21 protein-coding genes are annotated in these 21484 nt (G+C 62.0%); 10 read left to right on the top strand and 11 right to left on the bottom strand.

Going from position 1 to position 21484, the window contains the following annotated elements; genetic code table 11:
- The first annotated feature begins 75 nt into the window (after window positions 1-75).
- Both pgi and otsA read left to right on the top strand, forming a co-directional pair.
- On the top strand, window positions 76-1701 hold the full coding sequence (gene pgi, locus AC2444_RS00720; RefSeq protein WP_012755876.1) for a glucose-6-phosphate isomerase: 1626 nt from the start codon (window positions 76-78) through the stop codon (window positions 1699-1701).
- Between the two features lie 580 nt (window positions 1702-2281).
- Window positions 2282-3697: an alpha,alpha-trehalose-phosphate synthase (UDP-forming) gene (otsA, locus tag AC2444_RS00715; protein WP_012755875.1), complete on the top strand. Its 1416-nt coding sequence runs from the start codon at window positions 2282-2284 to the stop codon at window positions 3695-3697.
- Window positions 3698-3772: 75 nt separating this feature from the next.
- On the opposite strand, the gene AC2444_RS00710 is transcribed toward otsA, so the two are convergent.
- Window positions 3773-4735, bottom strand: coding sequence for an acyl-CoA desaturase (locus tag AC2444_RS00710; protein ID WP_012755874.1), 963 nt, complete (start codon window positions 4733-4735; stop codon window positions 3773-3775).
- A 169-nt stretch (window positions 4736-4904) separates the two neighbouring features.
- Here AC2444_RS00710 and AC2444_RS00705 point away from each other — a divergent pair, with 169 nt between their 5' ends.
- Window positions 4905-5285 carry a metalloregulator ArsR/SmtB family transcription factor gene (locus tag AC2444_RS00705; RefSeq protein WP_041935453.1) on the top strand — a complete coding sequence of 127 codons (381 nt, stop codon included), beginning with the start codon at window positions 4905-4907 and terminating at the stop codon, window positions 5283-5285.
- 174 nt (window positions 5286-5459) lie between these two features.
- On the opposite strand, the gene AC2444_RS00700 is transcribed toward AC2444_RS00705, so the two are convergent.
- The 3 genes from AC2444_RS00700 to AC2444_RS00690 form a co-directional block, all read right to left on the bottom strand.
- Entirely contained in the window at window positions 5460-6386 is a 927-nt protein-coding gene (locus tag AC2444_RS00700; protein ID WP_012755872.1) for a carbohydrate kinase family protein, read from the bottom strand.
- A 61-nt stretch (window positions 6387-6447) separates the two neighbouring features.
- On the bottom strand, window positions 6448-7137 hold the full coding sequence (locus AC2444_RS00695) for an orotate phosphoribosyltransferase (protein ID WP_012755871.1): 690 nt from the start codon (window positions 7135-7137) through the stop codon (window positions 6448-6450).
- Window positions 7138-7209: 72 nt separating this feature from the next.
- Window positions 7210-7863 (bottom strand): TetR/AcrR family transcriptional regulator, encoded by a 654-nt coding sequence (locus AC2444_RS00690; protein ID WP_012755870.1) that lies wholly within the window; start codon window positions 7861-7863, stop codon window positions 7210-7212.
- A 101-nt stretch (window positions 7864-7964) separates the two neighbouring features.
- On the opposite strand from AC2444_RS00690, the gene AC2444_RS00685 reads away from it, so the two are divergent.
- The 4 genes from AC2444_RS00685 to AC2444_RS00670 all read left to right on the top strand — a co-directional run bounded on the left by AC2444_RS00685 (window position 7965) and on the right by AC2444_RS00670 (window position 11453).
- Window positions 7965-8789 carry an NmrA family NAD(P)-binding protein gene (locus AC2444_RS00685; RefSeq protein WP_012755869.1) on the top strand — a complete coding sequence of 275 codons (825 nt, stop codon included), beginning with the start codon at window positions 7965-7967 and terminating at the stop codon, window positions 8787-8789.
- Between the two features lie 2 nt (window positions 8790-8791).
- Complete coding sequence (locus AC2444_RS00680) at window positions 8792-9274, top strand: anthrone oxygenase family protein (RefSeq protein ID WP_012755868.1); 483 nt, start codon at window positions 8792-8794, stop codon at window positions 9272-9274.
- A gap of 97 nt (window positions 9275-9371) precedes the next feature.
- The gene (locus AC2444_RS00675; protein WP_012755867.1) at window positions 9372-10001 is read left to right on the top strand and encodes a glutathione S-transferase family protein; all 630 of its coding nucleotides are present in this window, start codon (window positions 9372-9374) and stop codon (window positions 9999-10001) included.
- A gap of 504 nt (window positions 10002-10505) precedes the next feature.
- The gene (locus AC2444_RS00670) at window positions 10506-11453 is read left to right on the top strand and encodes an IS110 family RNA-guided transposase (protein ID WP_012755866.1); all 948 of its coding nucleotides are present in this window, start codon (window positions 10506-10508) and stop codon (window positions 11451-11453) included.
- Window positions 11454-11685: 232 nt separating this feature from the next.
- Here AC2444_RS00670 and AC2444_RS00665 read toward each other — a convergent pair whose 3' ends face one another.
- The 7 genes from AC2444_RS00665 to AC2444_RS00635 form a co-directional block, all read right to left on the bottom strand.
- Window positions 11686-12222, bottom strand: a complete 537-nt coding sequence (locus tag AC2444_RS00665) for a glyoxalase superfamily protein (protein ID WP_012755865.1) — start codon at window positions 12220-12222, stop codon at window positions 11686-11688.
- A 190-nt stretch (window positions 12223-12412) separates the two neighbouring features.
- Window positions 12413-13591 carry a GGDEF domain-containing protein gene (locus AC2444_RS00660; RefSeq protein ID WP_012755864.1) on the bottom strand — a complete coding sequence of 393 codons (1179 nt, stop codon included), beginning with the start codon at window positions 13589-13591 and terminating at the stop codon, window positions 12413-12415.
- Between the two features lie 173 nt (window positions 13592-13764).
- A complete protein-coding gene (gene pyrC, locus AC2444_RS00655) occupies window positions 13765-14811 on the bottom strand; it encodes a dihydroorotase (protein ID WP_012755863.1) in 1047 nt (348 codons plus the stop codon).
- Window positions 14812-14922: 111 nt separating this feature from the next.
- Entirely contained in the window at window positions 14923-15555 is a 633-nt protein-coding gene (locus tag AC2444_RS00650) for a nucleoside triphosphate hydrolase (protein ID WP_012755862.1), read from the bottom strand.
- Entirely contained in the window at window positions 15552-16334 is a 783-nt protein-coding gene (locus AC2444_RS00645; protein WP_003556145.1) for an ATP-binding cassette domain-containing protein, read from the bottom strand. The genes AC2444_RS00650 and AC2444_RS00645 overlap by 4 nt, the downstream gene beginning before the upstream one ends.
- Window positions 16335-16336: 2 nt before the next feature.
- Window positions 16337-17401, bottom strand: coding sequence for an ABC transporter permease (locus AC2444_RS00640; RefSeq protein ID WP_012755861.1), 1065 nt, complete (start codon window positions 17399-17401; stop codon window positions 16337-16339).
- Between the two features lie 155 nt (window positions 17402-17556).
- Window positions 17557-18576, bottom strand: a complete 1020-nt coding sequence (locus AC2444_RS00635; protein ID WP_003556143.1) for a sugar ABC transporter substrate-binding protein — start codon at window positions 18574-18576, stop codon at window positions 17557-17559.
- A 228-nt stretch (window positions 18577-18804) separates the two neighbouring features.
- Here AC2444_RS00635 and AC2444_RS00630 point away from each other — a divergent pair, with 228 nt between their 5' ends.
- The 3 genes from AC2444_RS00630 (at window position 18805) to AC2444_RS00620 (ending at window position 21439) form a co-directional block, all read left to right on the top strand.
- A complete protein-coding gene (locus tag AC2444_RS00630; protein WP_012755860.1) occupies window positions 18805-20052 on the top strand; it encodes an ROK family transcriptional regulator in 1248 nt (415 codons plus the stop codon).
- Complete coding sequence (locus tag AC2444_RS00625; protein WP_012755859.1) at window positions 20036-20512, top strand: RbsD/FucU family protein; 477 nt, start codon at window positions 20036-20038, stop codon at window positions 20510-20512. The genes AC2444_RS00630 and AC2444_RS00625 overlap by 17 nt, the downstream gene beginning before the upstream one ends.
- A gap of 252 nt (window positions 20513-20764) precedes the next feature.
- Complete coding sequence (locus tag AC2444_RS00620) at window positions 20765-21439, top strand: hypothetical protein (RefSeq protein ID WP_012755858.1); 675 nt, start codon at window positions 20765-20767, stop codon at window positions 21437-21439.
- The last annotated feature ends 45 nt before the right edge of the window (window positions 21440-21484 follow it).

Genomic DNA, 21484 nt, shown 5'->3' with positions numbered 1-21484 from the left:
CAGGCGGCTGAACTTGATTTGCGGGTGAGAAAGCGAATAGTTTCCGCAACCTTTCCGCCTCCAAAGGAGCCTCCCATGAACGCCATCGTCGAACAGCTGAAAAGCACCGCTGATGCCACCAAGGCAACCGATATCCGTGCCGCCTTCGCCACCGATTCGCAGCGCTTTTCGCGCTTTTCCGTCGCGCTTGACGACCTGCTGATGGATTTTTCCAAGACGGCGGTGAATGACGACATCCTCAAGCTCCTGGTGAAGCTTGCCGAAGACGGCGGCGTCGAGACGAAGCGCGAGGAAATGTTCTCCGGCAAGGCGATCAACTTCACCGAGGATCGCGCCGTTCTGCACACAGCGCTGCGCAACCGTTCCAACACGCCGGTGCTGGTCGACGGCAAGGACGTCATGCCCGACGTCAATGCGGTGCTTGCCGCCATGGGCAAGTTTGCCGACGACGTCCGCTCCGGCACGCTGAAGGGCGCGACCGGCAAGGCGATCACCGATGTCATCAATATCGGCATCGGCGGCTCGGATCTCGGGCCTGTCATGGCGACGCTGGCGCTTGCCCCCTTCCATGACGGTCCGCGCGCGCATTTCGTCTCCAACATCGACGGCGCCCATATCGCCGATATCCTGAAGCTGGTGCAGCCGGAAACGACGCTGTTCATCGTCGCCTCGAAGACCTTCACCACCGTCGAGACGATGACCAATGCGCAGACGGCGCGCAATTTCATCGCCAAGGCGCTCGGCGAAGCCGCCGTGCAGCACCACTTCGCTGCCGTCTCGACGGCGCTCGACAAGGTCGCCGCCTTCGGCATCGACAGCGCCCGCGTCTTCGGCTTCTGGGACTGGGTCGGCGGCCGTTACTCGATCTGGTCGGCGATCGGCCTGCCGCTGATGATCGCAGTCGGCCCTGAGAATTTCGGCAAGTTCCTCGACGGAGCCCACGCCGTCGACAATCATTTCCGTAAGGCGCCGATTACCGAAAACCTGCCTGTGCTGCTCGGCCTGATCGGCTTCTACCATCGCAATGTGCTGGGCTACCCCACCCGCGCCATCCTGCCCTACGACCAGCGCCTGTCGCGTTTCCCGGCCTATCTGCAGCAGCTCGACATGGAATCGAACGGCAAGGGCGTCACCATCGACGGCACGCCGGTCGAAGGCAATTCCGGCCCCGTCGTCTGGGGCGAGCCCGGCACCAACGGCCAGCACGCCTTCTACCAGCTCATCCATCAGGGCACGAGCATCATCCCCGCGGAGTTCATGATCGCTGCCAACGCCTTCGAGCCGGAGCTGCGCCACCAGCACCAGCTGCTGATCTCCAACGTTCTCGCCCAATCGGAAGCGCTGATGAAGGGGCGCACCTTCGCAGAAGCCAAGAAGCAGCTGACCGACAAGGGCATGGACGACAAAAAGGCCGATTTCATCGCGCCGCACCGCGTCTTCACCGGCAACCGGCCGTCAATCACCTTCGTCTACGACAAGCTGACGCCCTATGCGCTCGGCCGGCTGATCGCGCTTTACGAACATCGCGTCTTCGTCGAAGGCGTGCTCTTCCGCATCAACTCCTTCGACCAGTGGGGCGTCGAGCTCGGCAAGGAACTGGCAACGGGTCTGCTGCCTGTCGTCGAAGGCAAGGAAAGTGCGGCCGCGCATGACTCTTCGACGCAGGGCCTGGTTGCGGCACTGGCGAAGCTGGCGAAGTAAGCGATCGAGATTGCCCCTCACCCTAACCTTGCCGGGGTCAAGCCACTCGTCTCGACCCGTCCTCCGGACCTCCGTTCTGACGGGAAGAGGGGACGTGCCCTGCGAAAGGCCAGTGGGGAACGGAGAGGTCACGGCATATTTCCTTCTCCCCGTCAGAACGGGGAGAGGGTACCGGCAGGCGCGCTGACGCTGGCTCCAACCTTACAAATCAATCTCACGCGCCGGGGCGGATTGGCGCCAACATCGACATTGCCGCCGCAATGGCGAACTGATAGCGGTCGGCCTGGCACATCCCTTTTGATGGGGCCCACGGTGCGAAACCGGATGAACGTTCTCCTAATCAAAAAATTATAGAATGAATTCTTTCAATTCGTTGGAATCGCCCTAGATTCAAGCAAAATCTGTGCGGAAAATGCGCCGTTCGTTGTTCTTGTTGGCATCTGCACCCGGCGCTCGCGTCCGGGTCGGCTCTGTCGATGTCGGCGCCTTCACTGCATGGGGTCCCTGCCCAAGTTCGGGAGATGCCTCAAGACGCTCGTCACCCAGCGTTTTCATGGCCTATCTTCACCAAAGGAAGCTCATGAGCCGTCTTGTCGTCGTTTCCAATCGTGTTCCCATGCCGGCCAAAGATGGGAGCGCCGCTGCCGGCGGCCTGGCCGTCGCGCTGCAGGCAGCCCTGCAGGAGCGAGGCGGCATCTGGATGGGATGGTCGGGAGAATCGAGCGGGGACAGGGAACCTGGCCCGCTGTCACAGCTGCAGAAGGGCAACATCACCTATGCGCTGACCGATCTCACCGACACCGACGTCGAGGAATATTATCGCGGCTTCGCAAACCGGGTTCTCTGGCCCATCTGCCATTACCGCCTGGACCTCGCCGAATATGGCCGGAAGGAAATGGCCGGCTATTTCCGCGTCAACCGCTTCTTCGCCCACAGGTTGGCGCCGATGATCGAGCCGGACGACATCATCTGGGTTCATGATTACCACCTCATTCCGCTGGCGGCCGAACTGCGCCAAATGGGGCTGAAAAACCGGATCGGCTTCTTCCTGCACATTCCCTGGCCGCCGGCCGACATTCTCGTCACGATGCCCGTCCATGAGGAAATCATGCGCGGGCTCTCGCATTACGATCTCGTCGGCTTCCAGACCGACTACGACCTCCAGAACTTTGCCGGGTATCTCAGAAGGGAGGGAATTGGCGACGACCTCGGAAATGGATTGTTCGATTCCCATGGGCGGATATTCAAGGCCGGCGCCTATCCGATCGGGATCGAAACTGCTGCCTTCGCCGAATTCGCCGAGAGAGCCGCAAACAATATCATGGTACAGAAGACCCGGCGCAGCGTTGAAGGCCGGGACATGATCATCGGGGTCGACCGCCTCGATTATTCGAAGGGCATCATTCAGCGGCTGGAAGCGTTCGAAACCTTCCTCACCAGCAATCCTGCCTACCAGAACAAGGTCACCTATCTGCAGGTCACGCCAAAATCGCGATCGGAAGTTCCCGAATACGAGCATATGCAGGGGATGGTCGCCGAACAGGCCGGCCGTGTCAACGGCGCCATCGGAACGGTCGACTGGGTGCCGATCCGCTATGTCAACCGATCGATCAGCCGCAACGTGCTTGCCGGCCTCTACCGGCTGGCGACGATCGGGCTGGTCACGCCGTTGCGCGACGGCATGAACCTCGTCGCCAAGGAATATGTCGCCGCCCAGGACCCGGATCGCCCGGGCGTATTGGTGCTATCGCGCTTCGCCGGTGCGGCTCGCGAGTTGAAGGGCGCACTGCTGGTCAATCCTTACGATGTCGAAGGCACTGCCAATGCCATCGCCAAGGGCCTTGCCATGTCGCTGGAGGAGCGCCGCGACCGCTGGAGCATGATGATGGAGCATCTGCTAACCCACGACGTCTCGCTTTGGTGCGAAAACTTCTTGGGGGATCTCGTGCTTGCTCCCGAGCTTCGACCGGAGCGTGACTCCCGGATAGGCTCCTGATCGATCGACGTCGACCCGTCCTTCGGACCCGAGGGAAGAAGAGGGAATCGAGACGTAGCGGCAAGGAGGAGGCACTTACGGGCGAGATTCCGCGTGACCTGCTGCGTGATGTGGCGGATGACTGTCGCCCGCCGTTTCAGTTGCGTTGACGCGTCTCAACCCTCGCCTTGGCACGATCGTATGTGGCAGCTTGATCGCCGAAGCCAGACCGAGCCTTGCCAGCAGCCCGATGAAATACCAACCGAGATCCAGCTGCCCCGGCTCGATGCCGAGCCGCGCCGAATCCGGAAAGGCGTGATGATTGCCGTGGAAGCTCTCGCCGAAGGTCACCAGCCCGAAACGCGGGAGGTTATAGCCCTGTACCGCGACATCATCGACACTCCAGCCCTGATGGCCGTCTCGATGCGCGAAATGGCCGACCAGCCAGTGTCCGGTCAGCGACACCGATATCCGCACGGCAATACCCCAGACCACCCATGGCAGTCCGCCGAGCGCAAAGAGCGCGAGTCCCAAGGGAATCTGCTGCGCCATCCATGTCGCCTCCAGAAAACGATAGAAGCGGTCGCGCCGCTCGCGCTCCTCGAGGACGAAACGCGGCGGATGGTCCAGCGCCACGATGCAATGCATCTGCCAGAAGGCATCGATGAAGAAAGACCGCCGATGGGCATAGAGGTCATGGCAGTCTCGCTGCCGTTGCGCCCAGTCGCGAATGTCGTGCGCGTAGATCATACCGAAGGGGCCGGCCATGCCGACCACCGTACCGAGATAGACGAGAAAGTGCTCGATCCAGGTATGAGTGCTGAATGAGCGATGGATCAGCAGCCGGTGCATGCCGACCGAATGACCAAGGCAGATCGTGATGGCGGTCAAGAGGATAAAGACGGCAAAGGCGCTCCAGGTGAAGGTCAGTGGACCACCAATGACGGCAATCAAGGTCATGGCGGTGATCCAGATCGACTTTGCGGGCATCCAGACCACTCTGCCCTTCACCGCATCGCTGCTGTTGTCAATCATTCGTCCAGTGGAAATACTGCTCATGACAAACTCCTTCCCATCGGGCGCATTCTCTACTTGAACATCGCCTACCAATTCATTATTTAAGAAATTACCTAATTACTTTGCACGAACGAAAACAATTAAGCAATGCATTAACTGCTTAATTGATTAACGGATCGATGCGATGATGCAGCAGGCACGGAGACCGGACTTGGACGAAGAGACTTTCGATGACGCTGTAGAAGGCCGCTCCGTCAGCGCCGCCCAGCGGGTATTCCACGCGCTTTCCAGTGCGCCGCGCCGGAAGATCCTCGCCTATCTCTCGGCATCGGGTCTGACCGCTGGCGAGATCGCTGACCGCTTCAGCATGTCCAAGCCAGCCGTTTCGCAGCATCTTTCCATCCTCGAAGCTGCGGGTCTGATCAGACGAGAGAAACAGGGCCAGTTCGTCCACTATTCCCTGATCGAGAACAATCTCGTCAACACGCTCAACGGCTTCGTGCAGGAGGTCTGCCCGGTCGGTCGGCCGATCAAGAAGGAAAGTCAGGCGCGCACCCGGGGCGGATTGGTGCCGGCGAAGCCCGCGAAATAAGCGTTCGAGATTTGCCCCTCACCCTAACCCTCTCCCCGCGAAGAACGGGGAGAGGGGACGTGCCATACCGGACGTCAAGGGGAACGGAGAGGCGGCCGCGGCACATCCCCTTCGCCCCGTGTTTACGGGGAAAGGTGCCGGCAAGAGGATGAGAGGCGGAGGCTTGCTCGAGCCTTAAAGACCGATCTCGCGCGCCCAGGGCGGATTGGCGCCGGCGCGGGAGACGGTGACGGCGGCGGCTTTGGCGCCGAGGGTCAGGGCGTTGCGCAGCGCCTGCTCATCCAGCGAGGCGACTTGGCGCTTGGTCAGCAGATTATCCATCTTCAGCGACGCCAGGATGCCGGCATCGAAGGTATCGCCGGCGCCGACCGTGTCGACGACGGTGACGCGCTCGCTCGGCACTGTTACCTTGCGCTCCTTGGTATAACCGGAAGCGCCTTCCGCGCCCTTGGTGATGACGACGAGCTTGGCGCCGTGGTTCAGCCAATGGGCGGCGAGCGCATCATGGTCGCCCTGCAGACCGAACCATTCGAGATCCTCGTCGGAGAATTTGACGATGTCGGCTTTCGCAGCCATGCGCTTGATGCGGGCCATATGCGACGGCTTGTCCTTGATGAAACCGGGACGGATATTCGGATCGAGCGAGATGACGCGGCGAGCGGCTTCGCGGTCGAGCAGGGCTTCGTAGGTTTCGCCGCAGGGGCTGGGGATCAGGCTGATCGCGCCGAAGTGCAGTGCTTCACAATCGTCGCCGAGATCCGGCAGGTCGGCCGTGGTGATCATCCGGCCGGCCGTGCCCTCATCGTAGAAGGCATAGGTCGCCTGGCCGTTGACCAGCTTGACGAAGGCGATGGTCGAGGGATGCGGCGTGATGGCGCATGGGCTGTAATCGACATTGCTCGCCTTCAGCGTCTCGAGCAGGATTTCGCCCATCATGTCATCGGCAATGCCGGTGAAGAAGGCCGTGGGGATACCGAGGCGACCGAGCGCGATTGCGGTGTTGAAGATTGCGCCGCCGGCATAGGGCGCAAAGCCCTTTTCGCCCAGCGTCGTGTCCCTCGGCAGCATGTCGATCAAGGCTTCGCCGCAGCACAAAATCATCGTATTCCTCCAACAGCACTTATGTGTTCATCAACCGATTAAGCGAGCTTTTGTCAACTAGCTAGAGCGAAAGCTCACTCACCCCGCCATTCCTTCCCGACCAGGCGAGCGGCGCATCGAGGAAGGCCTCGACTTCCGAGAGCGTCTTGTCGTCGAAGAGCTTCTGCTCCTTGGCAACGGCCAGAACATTACGCCAGGTGGCGATGTGATGCAGCCTGACCTTGCCGTCGGCAAAGCGCTGTTCGCCGAATATGCCGTAGAAGAACAGCGCGATGCCGTGATCGACGATGCCGCCAGCGGCACGGACGGCATCGATGAACTTGAACATGCTGCCGCCTGCTGTCGTCAGGTCTTCAATGACGAGCACGCGCGAGCCTTCCGGCATATTGCCTTCGATCTGGGCATTGCGGCCATGGCCCTTCGGCTGCTTGCGGACATAGATCATCGGCAGGCCGAGACGATCGGCAAGCAGGGCGGCGAAGGGAATGCCGGCGGTCTCGCCGCCGGCGATGCAATCGAACTGCTCGAAGCCGGCATCGCGCAACAGGATGCTGGCGGCGAAATCCATCACCGTCGAGCGGATGCGCGGGAAGGAGAGCAGCTTGCGGCAATCGATATAGACCGGGCTCGCCATGCCGGAGGAGAGTTTATAGGGCTGGGCGGCATTGAAATGCACCGCCTTGATTTCCCAGAGCATCTTGGCCAGCAATTCAGCCATCACGGCGCGGTCGGGAAATGTGGTCTGGATCATGCGGCTCTCCTTCGGCTTGGATCCTTGCGGGAATAGCAGCAAGAGCCCGACGTTTCCAGACGAAAGGCGGGGCTATTGCAGCAGACTGCCGATATCAACGATCTGCATCTTCTTGAACAGGGCGATCGCCTGGGCGCCCTCCTCCGCATCCAGCGAAACGGCATAACGCACGGCGGCGGCAAGCAACTGCATCGTCAGCCGGGCGATCACGAGCAACTCCCTGCGGTCGCGATCCGGCCATAGACGGATAAGCACGGCGAGAAATGCCTGGGCATGAAATTCCATGTCCACGGCATCGACCTGTTGCAGCAGCTTGTCGGTATGGGTCGCATGCCAGATGTCGCGCATGACAGGCTCGCGGCGGAAGAAGGCGTAATATTCGTCGACGATATTAGCGAGCGCGCCCTGCAGGGCCGCAGCGTCGGTCACCTTCGCCAGCTCCTCTTCGACACACCGCCTGCCCTCTTCGTTGAAGCGCTCGGCCAATGTGCGGATGATCGAGGTCTTGTCGGGGAAATATTGGTAGAGGGCGCCGAAGGAAAGGCCGGCCTTTTCGACGATCTCGCTCATCTTCAGGCCGTCGCTGCCATGGCTTTCGATCAGCTCGGCGGCCACGGTGAGGATCTTTTCGAAGCGCTCGCGGCCACGCTGCTGGCTGGGGATGCGGCGCAGCTGGCCGGTAGACTCCTGCTGGCGCCTGCGCGTTGCGACCGGCTGTTCCGACATGCTCTTTCCTTTTTCCACGTTGACAAACAAAATAAGAGAGATTATCTCATTTTGCAAATGAGAGAGTTTCTCTTGTTTGAAAGTTTGGGAGGAGTTTTGACATGCAGACTTCCGAAATCGTCCTCGTTGGTGGATCGGGAAAGACCGGCAGCCGCATCATCAAGCGTCTGGAAGCGCGCGGCCTCACCGTTCGTGCGGCATCACGCTCCAGCGCACGGCCCTTCGACTGGGAGGACAGGTCGACCTGGCGCGGCGCGCTTGAGGGCGCATCGAGCGCCTATGTCGCCTTCCAGCCGGACCTTTCCGTCGCCTGGGCGGCGGAAGCGATCGAAGCGCTCGCCAGGGTCGCTGTGGAATGCGGCCTTGAGCATATCGTGCTGCTTTCCGGCCGCGGCGAAGAGGGCGCGCAGCGAAGCGAAGCGGCGCTGAAAGCTTCCGGCATAAACACCACCATCCTGCGCGCCTCCTGGTTCTGCCAGAACTTCAGCGAGGGCGCCTTTGTCGAGCAGATCATTGGCGGCCGGCTGCAATTGCCGGCAGGCGAGATCAGCGAACCTTTCATCGATGCCGACGACATCGCCGATGCCGCCGTCGCCGCCTTGACCGATCCCGGCCATCGCAACAAGACTTACGAACTGACCGGCCCGCGGGCGCTGACATTCCGTCAGGCGGTCGCCGAGATCGCCCAGGCCGCCGGGCGGCCGATCGAATATGAGCAGGTGTCGATGGCGGATTTCACCGGCGGGCTTGCGGATGCCGGCCTGCCGCAGGGCCTGATCGATCTTCTGGAGGAGCTTTTCAGCCAGGTGCTCGATGGGCGCAATTCCGGCACCATGGGCGGTGTCGCCGAAATTCTCGGCCGTCCCGCCACCGATTTCAGCGAATGTGCCCGCCGGACCGCGGCAACCGGACTATGGAGCGCCTGACCATGCAGATCTTTCTCACCCTTTTCCTCGTGGCCGCGGCGATCGGCAGCGGCCTCGTCGCCGGCATCTTCTTTGCCTTCTCGACCTTCATCATGACCGCCTTCTCGCGGATCCCGGCGGAGCAAGGCATTGCGGCGATGAACTCGATCAACGTGACGATCGTCCGCTCGCCCTTCATGGGCCTCTTCGTGCCGACGGCGATCCTCTGCCTCGTCATCGCCGTGCTCGCCCTGATCGACTGGCGCGGCGGGGCATCCTTTCTGATGCTGGCGGGTGCAGCTCTCTACATCTTCGCCTCTTTCCTCTCGACCATCATCTTCAACGTGCCGATGAACGATGCGCTGGCAAAGGTCGGCGGCAATGGGCCGGAAGCGGTTCAGCTCTGGGCCACCTATGTCAGGGACTGGACGCGGTGGAACCATGTGCGGACCATCGCCTCGCTACTCGCCTCGGTCGCCTTCGTGCGGGCGTTGATGATCGTCTGAATGGTTGCTTCCCGGCGATCCAACGCGCCTTTCAGGAATCGGGTGGTTGGCCCCGGGCGGGCATGCGATGTTGGGCAATCGCCGCGAAAGGACCGTCATGTTTACGCTTCACGATTATCTGCCGTCGCAAAATGGCTGGAAGGTCCGGGTTTTGCTCGGCCTGCTCGACATGCCCTATCACAGCCGTATCGTCTCGATCTTCGAGGGCGAGAACCGCACCGAGACGTTCCTGGAACTCAATCCGGTGGGCGCCATCCCGGTTCTCGAACTCGACGATGGTCGTGCGATCGCCGAATCCAATGCGATCCTCACTTTTCTTGCCGAGGGCACGCGCTTCTTGCCGTCAGATCACTATCTGCGCGCCAAGGTCATGCAATGGCTGTTCTTCGAACAGTATCATGTCGAGCCGGTCATCGGCTCGCTGCGCTTCTGGACGTTGACGGGACGGCTGGAGCGTAACCAGAGCATGGTCGCGGGCAAGCGCGAAGCCGCAGCCCGCGCGCTTGCCGCCATCGATCGCAGGCTGACCGACAGCCTGTTTCTTGTCGGCCAGCAGCTGACGATCGCGGATATCGCGGTTTACGCCTATAGCCACCGGGCCGAGGATTGCGGCTTTTCTCTCGCAGCCTATCCTACGTTTTCTGCCTGGTCCGGCCGCGTTCGGGATGCCATCGGCGCCGATCATCCGGTCTATCCCTATAGTATGGACCCACATTCGGCCGGCTAAGACAAAGTCCTACTCGTTCCGGCTATTTGCCAGCATCCCGGGTGCGGAACGCGCGCCAGGCTGAGATCACAGCGAGCAACAAGAACAGCCCTGCCAAACCAGCCCACAGAGAGCCGCCTTGCGTTAGATTGTCACCGTCGGGAGTGAGGCAACTGGATAGGGCTTGCGATATGCAACCTCGGAACTTCCAGTACCTTTCATAGAATAACCATCCGAAAAAAATCGACAGAAACGTTAGGACGAAGACTGGAAGGTATTTCATTTTGCTCCTCTCGGCAGGCATGCCCGCGACCCACGGCGCCGTCCCGCGCCAGCGCCCCGGAGCGCCGGCATTCAAGAGAGCCTCATCCTTGTACGTTGCCGTTGCTGTATAAAGGGGCTGTGCGGCGGGGATGCGTGTCATCCTTGGGTCTTGAACTCGTACCTCAGCAAGCATCTCCGTCGCCATGTCTTCGCTCGAACGGTTGGTTGGGCTTCGAGCCCGCGTTGCAAGGAGGAGCAGTCATGCATATCCAGCAATCTTTCATGGTCGGTATCGATGTCTCGAAGGCCCATCTCGACGTTGCCGTTGAGGGCAAACGCGCCGTTGTCCGCTTCGACAACAATGCGCCAGGCTGTGCCGCACTCACTGCGGCAGTGGCCGGCGCAGAGCTTGTCGTCGTCGAGGCGACCGGCGGTTACGAGATGGCAATCGTCAGAACGCTTATGGCCGCCGGTATTGCCGTCGCCGTCGTCAATCCCCGCCAGGTGCGCGACTTCGCCAGGGCCAGCGGTCGTTTGGCCAAGACCGATCAGGTCGACGCCCGCGTCACGCTCCACTTCGCCAGAGCGATGCGGCCGGCACAGATCCCCCATATCGACGACGGCCGCATCGCGCTTGCTGCGCTTGTCACCCGCCGTCGCCAACTCATCGACATGGCGGTCGCCGAGAAGAACCGCCTCGAGCATGCGCCTGAGGCCGTCGCAGCGCTGATTGGCGAGACCCTCGCCGCCCTCAGGGCTCAGCTCGCCCGCGTCGATGCCGCCATCGCGCTCGCCATCGAGGCCGAGCCCGACATGGCCGCACGCCGCAATCTGCTGCTGACCGTGCCGGGCATTGGCGAGGTCAGTGCCGCCGTGCTCATCGCCGAACTGCCCGAACTCGGCGCCATCGACGACAAGAAGCTCGCAGCCCTCGTCGGCGTCGCCCCCATCGCTCACGACAGCGGCACATGGCGTGGACAACGCCATATCGCCGGCGGCCGCGCCACCGTCCGATGCGCCCTCTATATGGCTACGCTCTCGGCCATCCGTTGCAACCCGGCCATCAAGACCTTCCACAAAAGGCTGCGCGACGCGGGCAAACCGCCCAAGGTCGCCATCGTCGCCGCCATGCGAAAGCTCATCATCATGATCAACACTATTCTTAAAAGACGAACCCCATGGAACCAGCCCCAACAACACGGTTGCTGAGGTGCCCCGCAAGGGGCCTCGAAGGACGAGGCGGGCGTTCCGGCGTCGGATCTATGCAGGAAGCAGTGTTGCCGCATATCCTTCGAGGCTTCGCCCTGCGGGCTGCGCACCTCAGGATGAGGTACGTTGGAGGGTACCGCGGCTCCCTCTTCTCCCCGCCGGGGAGAAGAGACATGTGGCAGCGCCTTGCGTCTCTCCTTAGCCGGAGCGTGACTAAAGACGAGTTGGCCGGCTACTTCTGCTCGCAAAAGGCGATGCGGTTGCTGAAGGGGTCGATGACGGTCATCTCGAGCCCCCACGGCGCTTGCTCGACGCCGGGCTTCATGTAGCGGTAGTCCTTGCCTGAGAGCTCGGCGTGATAGGCCCTGATATTGGCGACGCGGACGAAGGCCTTGGCGCCGGGGCTGGCGTCGCCGGAATGTTCGCTGAGGTGCAGCGCCATGCCGTCGCGCGAGACCTGGCAATAGAGTGGGAAGTTTTCGCCGAAACGGTGCTCCCAATCGAGATGGAAGCCGAGAAAGCCGCAATAGAACTCCATGGCCTTTTCGACAGAGAAGATGCGGAAGATCGGCATCGGCGGCTCGATGCCGATGGCAGAGGGGTTAGCCCCCGCCGCATCGATCTTTGCCGAGAGGATATTCCACTGATCGAGCCCGAACTGCCGGGCGACGATTTCGAGCGTCTCGCTGTGGGTGAGCGAAATGTCGCGGTCGGCAAGGGCCTGCCGCAATGTCTTTGCCATGAGCTTGGCATCGCGAAAATCGCGCATGATGTCATCCTTCCGTTGGCGGCAAACAGGAAGATCAGTGCCCGCGTCTGCTGACCCGTTCGCCATCGATCGCCAAACGGCAAGGGATGTGAAGGATGTTGTCTGGATACATTCACCTTAACGCAGAAGCGTCGCGGGGCGGCTGGCCGCATCCGGCCGAGGGCGATAATATGAGAGGGTCGGTCAGGAATCAAGACGCGGTGCGTGTTGCCTCGACGGGAACCGCCTTGAGGTAGCTGGCAAGCTCGACCCGGTTGCGGCCGGCGCGCTTGGCGACATAGAGCGCCTTGTCGGCGGCACTCAGCATGGTGTCGAAATCCAAGCTCTTCGAACGGCCGGGGGCGACGCCGACGCTGACCGTGCATGTCAGCACCTCGTCGTCGATATGGATCTCGCGCGCCTCGAACGCCCGGCGGATGCGCTCGGCCGTCAGTTCCGCCCGGCCGGGCATGATCTCCTTCAGCACCAGCACGAATTCCTCGCCGCCGAGCCGGGCAGCGGTGTCGCCGGTGCGGCAATGCGCCGAAAGTTCGCCGGAAAAGACATTGAGCACGCGGTCGCCGGCGGCATGGCCGAAGCGATCGTTGACGGATTTGAAATGGTCGATATCGAAGACGATGACGGCCGTCGTCGTTCCCATCGGGCGCGTGCCGTATTGGTCGAAGAGGGCGCGGCGGTTGAGCAGGCCGGTCAGCGGATCGGTGATCGCATCGAGGCGATGGCGGGCAGCGAGCCGCCATTGATGCAGCGCCAGCGACAGCGCGCCGATCCCGGTCATGCCGGCGATGCAGACGGCAAGGCTCAGATCTTCGGCCCAGTTGCTGGGGGCTTTGCCGAGCACCAGCTTGCCGTCTGAAATCAGCACCGCGGCGCAGAGAACGAAGGAGATCGCCGTCAACGTATAGAGCACCGTGATGCCGAGGAGCGGCGCCGGTGCTTCGGCACGGGCGAGCCAGTATTGCCGGGCGGTGGCAAAGAGCAAAAGGGCGATGGCAAGATTGTCGGCGATGAAGGCCAGGCCGTCATAGCCTGACAGCATCGGCACGACGGAGAAGACCATCGCCGCAAGCGCGCGGATCGCGATGGCGGGGAGAGACACCCGGCCGGTGAGGAATTGTTTGCCGGCCCCCCAGATGGTGGCAAAACCGGCATGAAACAGCACGAAATTGGCGACGCCGAGCCATGTCTCCGGCGTATCGACATAGGCGCTATAGACGAAAATGCCGCTGACGACGAGGACAAGGCCGACGGTGGCGGTGAGCAGCACGGTTTCCGAGCGACGGACAAGCCAGCTGCCCATCAGCGTCACCGCAAGGCAGGCCGCGGAGACGCCGAGCGCCAACAGGAGGGAGTTATAGTCAAGCATCATGCTTTTCAGTCTCCGCAGCTATTGTCGCTTCGAATGGCAGCTTATGGGTCCGCGAGGAGGAATGTCTTATGCATCCGTTAACAAATGATGCACCGCACAATACAAATGTTACGCGTTTAACGTCGCGCCGAAGTTTAAGATGAATATTCTATTTAAAATTGAAATCTGAAAGCTTACGCCTGCTGTACCACCTGCCAATGCAGGGGAAACATCGGATCGAACACCGTCACGGGACCGGCGCCGGTTTCAATCCTCGCGGGAAAGACGACCGGGTCGGCCTGCCTCGCCAGGGTGATGCGCTCCTCGTTCGGCTGAAGCCCGTACCAGGCCGGCCCGTTCAGCGACACGAAGGCTTCGAGCCGCTCCAGAGCGCCCTCCTGCTCGAAGACATGGGCGAGGCAGCTCATCGTATTGACCGAGGTATAGATGCCGGCGCAGCCGCAGGCGCATTCCTTCAGCGGATCGACATGCGGGGCGGAATCCGTGCCGAGGAAGAAGCGGGCATCACCGCTGACGGCCGCCGCACGCAAGGCCAGCCGGTGGTTTTCGCGCTTGGCGACGGGCAGGCAGTAATAGTGCGGGCGGATGCCGCCGACGAGGATGGCGTTGCGGTTGATGATCAGATGGTGGGTGGTGATCGAACCGGCGAGATTGCCCTTGGCCGTCTTGATGTAATCGACGCCATCGGATGTCGTCACATGCTCCATCGTCACCTTCAGCTCCGGCAGGCGCTGGCGCAGCGGATCGAGCACGGTTTCGATGAAGACGGCCTCGCGATCGAAGATATCGACCTCCGGCGTCGTCACCTCGCCATGGACGCAGAGCGGCAGGCCGATCTTTGCCATGCGCTCCAACACCGGCATCGCCTTTTCCATATCGCGGACGCCGCCATGCGAATTGGTCGTGGCGCCGGCGGGATAAAGCTTGACGGCGGTGATGAGGCCGCTGTTCTTCCCCTCCTCGACGTCATCGGGGCTGGTATGTTCGGTCAGATAAAGCGTCATCAGCGGCTGGAAGCGATGGCCATCAGGCAAGGCCTTGAGGATACGTTCGCGATAGGCCTTGGCGTCAGCTGACGTGACGACCGGCGGCACGAGATTGGGCATGATGATGGCGCGGGCGAAGGTGCGGCTCGTATCGGCGATCACGCCCTCCAGCATGGCGCCGTCGCGCAGATGCAGGTGCCAGTCATCAGGACGGCGGATGGTGATCGATTGCATGGCAGGCCTCCGAAGCGATGCGTCTGCCGTCTCGATAACACTAAAGCGCGCCGCATTGAAATTGAATCATGCGACGCGCTTTAGCTCTTTTTTCCTGCGTGTCGCGCGGTATTACGCCAGCGCGATCTCCAGCGTCACATCGGCCGGGCGGCGGTTTTCGAGGATCAGCCGGCCGTTCGGCAGGTCGTTGCCGTAGACCTTGGCGTTGGCGGCCTCCTCGGTGAGGTTGTAACCGCGCCAGCGCGCCCAGAGCCGCTCCTCGAGCACCTCGATCGGCGGCGCCAGCATGATCGAAAAGTCGAAGACGCCTTCGAGTTCGGCCCATTTGCCCAGCGAAAAGAGCAGATAATTGCCCTCGACGATGATGAAGCGGTGATCCGGGGAAACGGGGCGAGCCGACGCAATGGCGAGTTCACGCGAGCGGTCGAAGACCGGCACCAGAACCTCCTGATCGGCCAGCCTGACGGCGCGGATGATATCGAGGAAACCGCGGACATCGAAGGTCTCGGGAATCCCCTTGCGCGCCAGCAGGCCGCGTTCGATCAGGATGGCGTTGTCCATGTGGAAGCCATCCATCGGCAGGACTTCGGCACTTTCGCCCTTGGCCTTCAGCGCTTCCGCCAGATTGTCGGCCATGGTCGATTTGCCGGCACCCGGCGGTCCGGCGATGGCGACCAGGAAACGCTTGGAATGGCCGGCGCGGTCAAGCACCTCGCCGGCGATTTCATCGATGCGTGCATTCATGCGGCGACGGGCTCCGTCGGCACCGCCTTGGCGCCGGTCATGAAGGCGACGGCGTCGGACATGGTGTATTCCTTCGGATCGATCACCGTCAGCCGCCGGCCGAGACGGTGGATATGGATCCGGTCGGCCACCTCGAAGACATGCGGCATGTTGTGGGAGATCAGCACGATCGGCAGGCCGCGGGCGCGCACGTCGAGGATCAGCTCCAGCACGCGGCGGCTTTCCTTGACGCCAAGCGCGGCCGTCGGTTCATCCATGATGATGACCTTCGAGCCGAAGGCGGCGGCACGGGCGACCGCAACACCCTGGCGCTGACCGCCGGAGAGCGTTTCCACTGCCTGGTTGATGTTCTGGATGGTCATCAGGCCGAGTTCGGACAGCTTGTTGCGCGCCAGCTTTTCCATGGCCGGCCGGTCGAGCATGCGGAACATCGAGCCGAGCACGCCCGGTTTGCGGATCTCGCGGCCGAGGAACATGTTGTCGGCGATCGACAGCGCCGGCGACAAAGCAAGATTCTGATAGACGGTCTCGATGCCGGCGTCGCGCGCCTCCATCGGCGAGCGGAACTGCACCTGCCGGCCTTCGAGGGTAATCACCCCCTCGTCCGGGGTAACCGCGCCCGATATTGCCTTGATGAGCGAGGATTTGCCGGCGCCGTTATCGCCGATGACGGCGAGGATTTCACCCGGATAGAGGTCGAAATCGGCATTGTCGAGCGCGGTCACGCGTCCATAACGCTTGACGAGACCGCGGGCGGTGAGAAGGGGTTCGCGAGCCATGATTACACCGAAACCTTTCTGATCCACTGATCGATGGCGACGGCGGCGATGATCAGCACGCCTGTCAAAAGGACTTTCCATTGCGGGTCGGCGCCGAGCATGTTGAGGCCCATCGACACGACGCCGACGATCATCGCACCGAAGAGCGTGCCGAGAATGGAGCCGCGGCCGCCGAACAGCGAGATGCCGCCGATCACCGTCGCGGTGATCGCCTGGAGGTTAAAATCGGTGACGGCCGACGACGGCGAGATCGAGCCGTTGCGGCCGATCGAGACCCAGGCGGCCAAGCCGGCAATGACACCCGAGATGGCGTAAACGGTCAGCAGCACCTTCTTGGTCTGAATGCCCGAGAGCTTGGCTGCCTCCGGATCGTCGCCGACGGCATAGACATGCCGGCCCCAGGCGGTGTGATTGAGGACATACCAGAGCACCAGGACGAGCAGCACCATGGCGATGACGCCGAGGGTCAGCACGGCGCTGCCGAGCTTGAAGCTCACGGCGAAAAGATGCAGCAGCGGCGCCTTTTCGTCGACGTCGGTATCGCGGATCGTCTCATTGGCGGAATAGATGAAATTCGTCGCCATGACGATGTTCCAGGTGCCGAGCGTGACGATGAAGGGCGGCAGCTTCATGTAGGCGACGAGGAAGCCGTTCAGCAATCCGCAAAGGCCGCCGACAAGCATGCCGGCTGCGACCGCGATCGGCGTCGGTATGCCGTAGGTGATGGCGACATTGCCCATGATGACCGCCGAGATCACCATGATGACGCCGATCGAAAGATCGATGCCGGCGGTCAGGATGACCAGCGTCTGGGCGGCGCCGAGAATACCGACGATGGCGATCTGCTGCAGGATGAGCGTCAGCGTATAGGACGAGAAGAACCGTCCGCCGATGGTGATCCCGAAGATGACGATCGCCAGCACCAGCACGATCAGCGGCACGGCGGCCGGCGTCGAGTGCAGAAAATGCTGCGCGCGCTTGATCAGCGAGACTTTCTCGTGCTCGAAGGAGGCAACGCTCTTGTCGCTGCCGTCGAGGACACGTTCGAATTCCTGTGTTCCGGTCATGGTTCCTCCTCCGCATCCGCGCGCCGAACTCGCGCGGGGGCCGTCACCGATATCCATCCGGTCTTTGATTAGCCGGTTCGTGAGGCGACGGCACATCGTCCGTCGAAAACGGCCGGGGATCAAGCCCCGGCCGGTCTGCTTTCAACAATCAGGGCTCAGCCCCAGCACTTGTCCGTGCCTTCCTTGGTGTCGATCGACTTGACGCCGGAAACCGGCTTGTCGGTGACGAGCGAGACGCCGGTGTCGTAGAAGGACTTGCCTTCGGTCGGCTTCGGCTTTTCACCGCTGTCGGCGAACTTCTTGATCGCTTCGACGCCAAGGGCTGCCATCATCAGCGGATATTGCTGCGAGGTAGCGCCGATGACGCCTTCCTTGACCGACTTCACGCCCGGGCAACCGCCGTCGACCGAGACGATCAGCACGTTCTTTTCCATGCCGACGGCCTTCAGCGCCTGATAGGCGCCGACAGCGGCCGGCTCGTTAATCGTGTGGATGACGTTGATGCTCGGATCCTTCTGCAGAAGGTTTTCCATGGCCTTGCGGCCGCCTTCTTCATTGCCGTTGGTCACGTCATGACCGACGATACGAGCATCGTCCTCGTCGCCGATCTTGTTCGGGTCCTTCGGATCGATGCCGAAGCCCATCATGAAGCCCTGGTCGCGCAGAACGTCGACCGTCGGCTGTGACGGCGTCAGGTCGAGGAAGCCGACCTTGGCATCCTTGGCCTTGTCGCCCATCGTTTCTTTGGCCCACTGGCCGATCAGCTTGCCGGCGAGCAGGTTGTCGGTGGCGAAGGTGGCGTCGGCGGCATCGGCCGGCTCGAGCGGCGTGTCGAGCGCGATGACCAGCAGGCCGGCATCACGGGCCTTCTTGACCGAAGACACGATGCCCTTGGTGTCGGAAGCAGCAATCAGGATGCCCTTTGCGCCGTCGGCAATGCAGCTTTCGATCGCGGCCACCTGGCTTTCGCTGTCACCGTCGACCTTGCCGGCATAGGACTTCAGCGAGACGCCGAGTTCCTTGGCCTTGGCCGTCGCACCTTCCTTCATCTTGACGAAGAAGGGGTTGGTGTCGGTCTTGGTGATGAGGCAGGCAGCAACGTCAGCCGCCATAACAGGAGCGGAAAAGGTGACACCAAGCGCGAGCGCGCCGAAAGCGAGAACAGATTTCTTCATGGAACTCCTCCCAGAGTTTGCCGGCGCCGCCCCTGCGGGGCCGGAAGCTTAAGATATGACACTTCGCCGTGGATCGCTAATGCCTCCCAGCGGTCCCGTGCCCTTGACGACGGCAATTAAGAGCGAAAAGAAATCGGCTTGTCAATAAATAAATCCAATTGAATTATTAATTCGATGTGGCATGCTCCATCGAATTCGGGCATAGGCCAACGATCGGGAGGAGCGGCCATGTCGACCTTGGATGGACCGGAACACACGCCGGTCCCGCCACCAATTCTGAATCCGGCCGGAGGTGCGAACCAGGTCAGGGTGCGAGCCTATAACGAACGGCTCGTGCTGTCGCTGGTGCGTCTCTACGGCACGCTGTCGAAGGCCGATATCGCGCGTCGCAGCGGACTGTCGGCGCAGACCGTCTCCGTCATCATGCGGGTGCTGGAAAAGGAAGGGCTGCTGTCGCGCGGGGAACCGGTGCGCGGCCGTGTCGGCCAGCCGTCGATCCCGATGCATATCAATCCCGATGCCGTCTATTCCTTCGGCCTGAAGATGGGCCGGCGCAGCGCCGATCTGGTGCTGATGGATTTCGTCGGCCGCATCCGCATGCAGCTGCACCGGACCTATGCCTATCCGCTGCCGGATGAAATCCTCGCCTTCGTCACCTCGGGCATCCGGGAGCTGGAAGACCGGCTCGACGACAAGCAACGTAGCCGCATCGCCGGCCTCGGCATCGCCGCCCCTTTCGAGCTCTGGAACTGGGCCGAAGAGGTGGGCGCCCCGCCGGGCGCCATGGAGGTCTGGCGCGACGTCGACCTGCAGGCCGACATCGCCGCCCGCGTCTCCCATCCGGTCTTCATGCAGAACGATGCGACCAGCGCCTGCGGCGCCGAACTGGTCTTCGGCGTCGGACCGTCCTACCCAGATTTCGTCTATTTCTTCATCGGCTCCTTCATCGGCGGCGGCATCGTGCTCAATTCGGCGATCTTTTCCGGCCGCACCGGCACGGCGGGCGCGATCGGGCCGCTGCCGGTGCGCGGCAAGAACGGCGAGACGATGCAGCTGCTCGAAATCGCCTCGATCTTCGTGCTCGAAAACATGCTGCGCGAGCGCGGCATCGATCCCGAGCCGCTCTGGTATTCGGCCGACGGCTGGGTGGATTTCGGCGAGCCGATGGAAGCCTGGATCCAGGACAGCGCCAAGGCGCTGGCGCAGGCGATCGTTGCCGCCGCCTCGATCGTCGATTTCAGCGCGGCTGTGATCGACGGCGGCTTTCCCGATTGGGTGCGCAGCCGGGTGGTGCAGGCCACGATCGACGAAGCCGCCAAGCTCGACCTGCAGGGCGTCGTCATGCCCGAAATCATCGAGGGCGCGGTCGGCGCGCAGGCGCGCGCCATCGGCGGCGCCAGCCTGCCGATCTTTGCGCGTTACCTCACCGACCAGAACGTACTCTTCAAGGAGGTAGACCATGCTGAAAGGACTTGACCCGCTGCTGAGCCCGGAGCTGCTTTTGACGCTTCGCGCCATGGGTCACGGCGACGAGATCGCCATCGTCGACGGCAATTATCCGGGCGTCGAACATGCCCGCCGGCTGATCCGGCTCGACGGCCACCACCTCATCCCGGTCCTCAATGCCGTGCTCAGCGTGCTGCCGATCGACGACTTCGTGGCGGAAGCGATCTTCCGCTCGACCGTCAAGGCCGAGCGCGACAAGCTCGACCCGGTGCATGAGGAGATGATCGACTGCTGCGCCCGCCACGAGCCGCACCGGCAGGTGGTGCCGCTGATCGGCCAGGATTTCTACGGAAGGGTGAAGACCGCCCATGCGTTGATCCAGACTGGCGAGCCCAGGCTCTATGCGAACATCATCCTGCGCAAGGGCGTGATCTATCCGAAAGAGCCGGGCACCCATGCCGCGGCCGGAGTCGATCCGTTCGTCTATTAGAATAATTCCGGCAAAAGTGCACAGCGGTTTGGTCGTCGGTAAGCTTTGGCTTTCGGTCCTGCTGAAGGTCAGTCTTTCGCCATTCGTTCGATGGATGTTATGGTGCGGCGGTTGCGTTGGTCCGCCGCGCCGGCAAACCGCTCGGCAAGCCAAATGCTGCGAACGGCGCCTCACCACCAGGAGCGGACGTCGCGCGGCTCTATGGACACGTGCGGGATCAGGCCGGTGAAGCGATGAGGAGACGGGTCTCACATGGCACCAGACATGAGCACGGTCCCTCGTCGCAGCACCACTGGTCTGCGCAAGTTTCTGGATCCTGAGCAGCAGCGCGATTGGGTAGAAGGCGAGGCGGATTTGATCGACGCCGAAGAGCGCTCGGAGTCCCTGGAACAGCGGTTCAAATACGTCGCCCGGTACGAGAAGCTGCTTCGTCGCCCGCAGGCGCAAGACGTTCTGGAAATTCTCAGGGTATATGGGCAAACCTGCATCCCCATCCCTCGCAAGACCGAGCGTCACTACTGGTCGGTTTCTTGTCTGCCCTCGACCTCAGACAAGCCGCTCATCCGCGTCAATGCGAGCTGGATGGAGCTTTTCACGCTCTATGCCGACGGCGAGGGCCTGCGTGCACGATTCCTCGTGCATCTTTCGCATTTCACTACGGACCATTCACCCGCGCAGGGCGATGTCGACGAGCCTTTTCTCGAGGACTGCGTCACGACGCCCGAAGACGTCGGTTATTTTTTTCCGCGCGGCGAGGACATTTTCGGCATCACTGTGCGGGGCTCGGCCTCGATCCGCAAATTCCTCGCGGAGCGCCGCATCTTGCGCGCCATTCGGACTTTCAATGTGACGCACATGAACCGAGGTCGGAACGCCTATCAGGCGAGCCACTGCTACAGCCTGGCGGATACCATGCTGGCAGATTGATCGCTCCGGGATGCGCCCGGCACCCATCCGGGGTCTGACGGCGGT

The organism is Rhizobium sp. WSM1328, from assembly GCF_057653715.1.
Note: the sequence above shows the minus strand (reverse complement) of the source record. Positions and strands in the feature narration are given on the sequence as shown.

What these genes read in the sequence shown, in the direction of transcription:
- pyrC (WP_012755863.1), bottom strand. Translation starts at nt 14,811, where the DNA reads ATGCAATCGATCACCATCCGCCGTCCTGATGACTGGCACCTGCATCTG.
- AC2444_RS00635 (WP_003556143.1), bottom strand. Translation starts at nt 18,576, where the DNA reads ATGAAGAAATCTGTTCTCGCTTTCGGCGCGCTCGCGCTTGGTGTCACC.
- AC2444_RS00650 (WP_012755862.1), bottom strand. Translation starts at nt 15,555, where the DNA reads ATGAATGCACGCATCGATGAAATCGCCGGCGAGGTGCTTGACCGCGCC.
- AC2444_RS00670 (WP_012755866.1), top strand. Translation starts at nt 10,506, where the DNA reads ATGCATATCCAGCAATCTTTCATGGTCGGTATCGATGTCTCGAAGGCC.
- otsA (WP_012755875.1), top strand. Translation starts at nt 2,282, where the DNA reads ATGAGCCGTCTTGTCGTCGTTTCCAATCGTGTTCCCATGCCGGCCAAA.
- AC2444_RS00665 (WP_012755865.1), bottom strand. Translation starts at nt 12,222, where the DNA reads ATGCGCGATTTTCGCGATGCCAAGCTCATGGCAAAGACATTGCGGCAG.
- pgi (WP_012755876.1), top strand. Translation starts at nt 76, where the DNA reads ATGAACGCCATCGTCGAACAGCTGAAAAGCACCGCTGATGCCACCAAG.
- AC2444_RS00630 (WP_012755860.1), top strand. Translation starts at nt 18,805, where the DNA reads ATGTCGACCTTGGATGGACCGGAACACACGCCGGTCCCGCCACCAATT.
- AC2444_RS00710 (WP_012755874.1), bottom strand. Translation starts at nt 4,735, where the DNA reads ATGAGCAGTATTTCCACTGGACGAATGATTGACAACAGCAGCGATGCG.
- AC2444_RS00685 (WP_012755869.1), top strand. Translation starts at nt 7,965, where the DNA reads ATGCAGACTTCCGAAATCGTCCTCGTTGGTGGATCGGGAAAGACCGGC.
- AC2444_RS00645 (WP_003556145.1), bottom strand. Translation starts at nt 16,334, where the DNA reads ATGGCTCGCGAACCCCTTCTCACCGCCCGCGGTCTCGTCAAGCGTTAT.
- AC2444_RS00625 (WP_012755859.1), top strand. Translation starts at nt 20,036, where the DNA reads ATGCTGAAAGGACTTGACCCGCTGCTGAGCCCGGAGCTGCTTTTGACG.
- AC2444_RS00640 (WP_012755861.1), bottom strand. Translation starts at nt 17,401, where the DNA reads ATGACCGGAACACAGGAATTCGAACGTGTCCTCGACGGCAGCGACAAG.
- AC2444_RS00680 (WP_012755868.1), top strand. Translation starts at nt 8,792, where the DNA reads ATGCAGATCTTTCTCACCCTTTTCCTCGTGGCCGCGGCGATCGGCAGC.
- AC2444_RS00620 (WP_012755858.1), top strand. Translation starts at nt 20,765, where the DNA reads ATGGCACCAGACATGAGCACGGTCCCTCGTCGCAGCACCACTGGTCTG.
- AC2444_RS00660 (WP_012755864.1), bottom strand. Translation starts at nt 13,591, where the DNA reads ATGATGCTTGACTATAACTCCCTCCTGTTGGCGCTCGGCGTCTCCGCG.
- AC2444_RS00675 (WP_012755867.1), top strand. Translation starts at nt 9,372, where the DNA reads ATGTTTACGCTTCACGATTATCTGCCGTCGCAAAATGGCTGGAAGGTC.
- AC2444_RS00700 (WP_012755872.1), bottom strand. Translation starts at nt 6,386, where the DNA reads ATGATTTTGTGCTGCGGCGAAGCCTTGATCGACATGCTGCCGAGGGAC.
- AC2444_RS00695 (WP_012755871.1), bottom strand. Translation starts at nt 7,137, where the DNA reads ATGATCCAGACCACATTTCCCGACCGCGCCGTGATGGCTGAATTGCTG.
- AC2444_RS00690 (WP_012755870.1), bottom strand. Translation starts at nt 7,863, where the DNA reads ATGTCGGAACAGCCGGTCGCAACGCGCAGGCGCCAGCAGGAGTCTACC.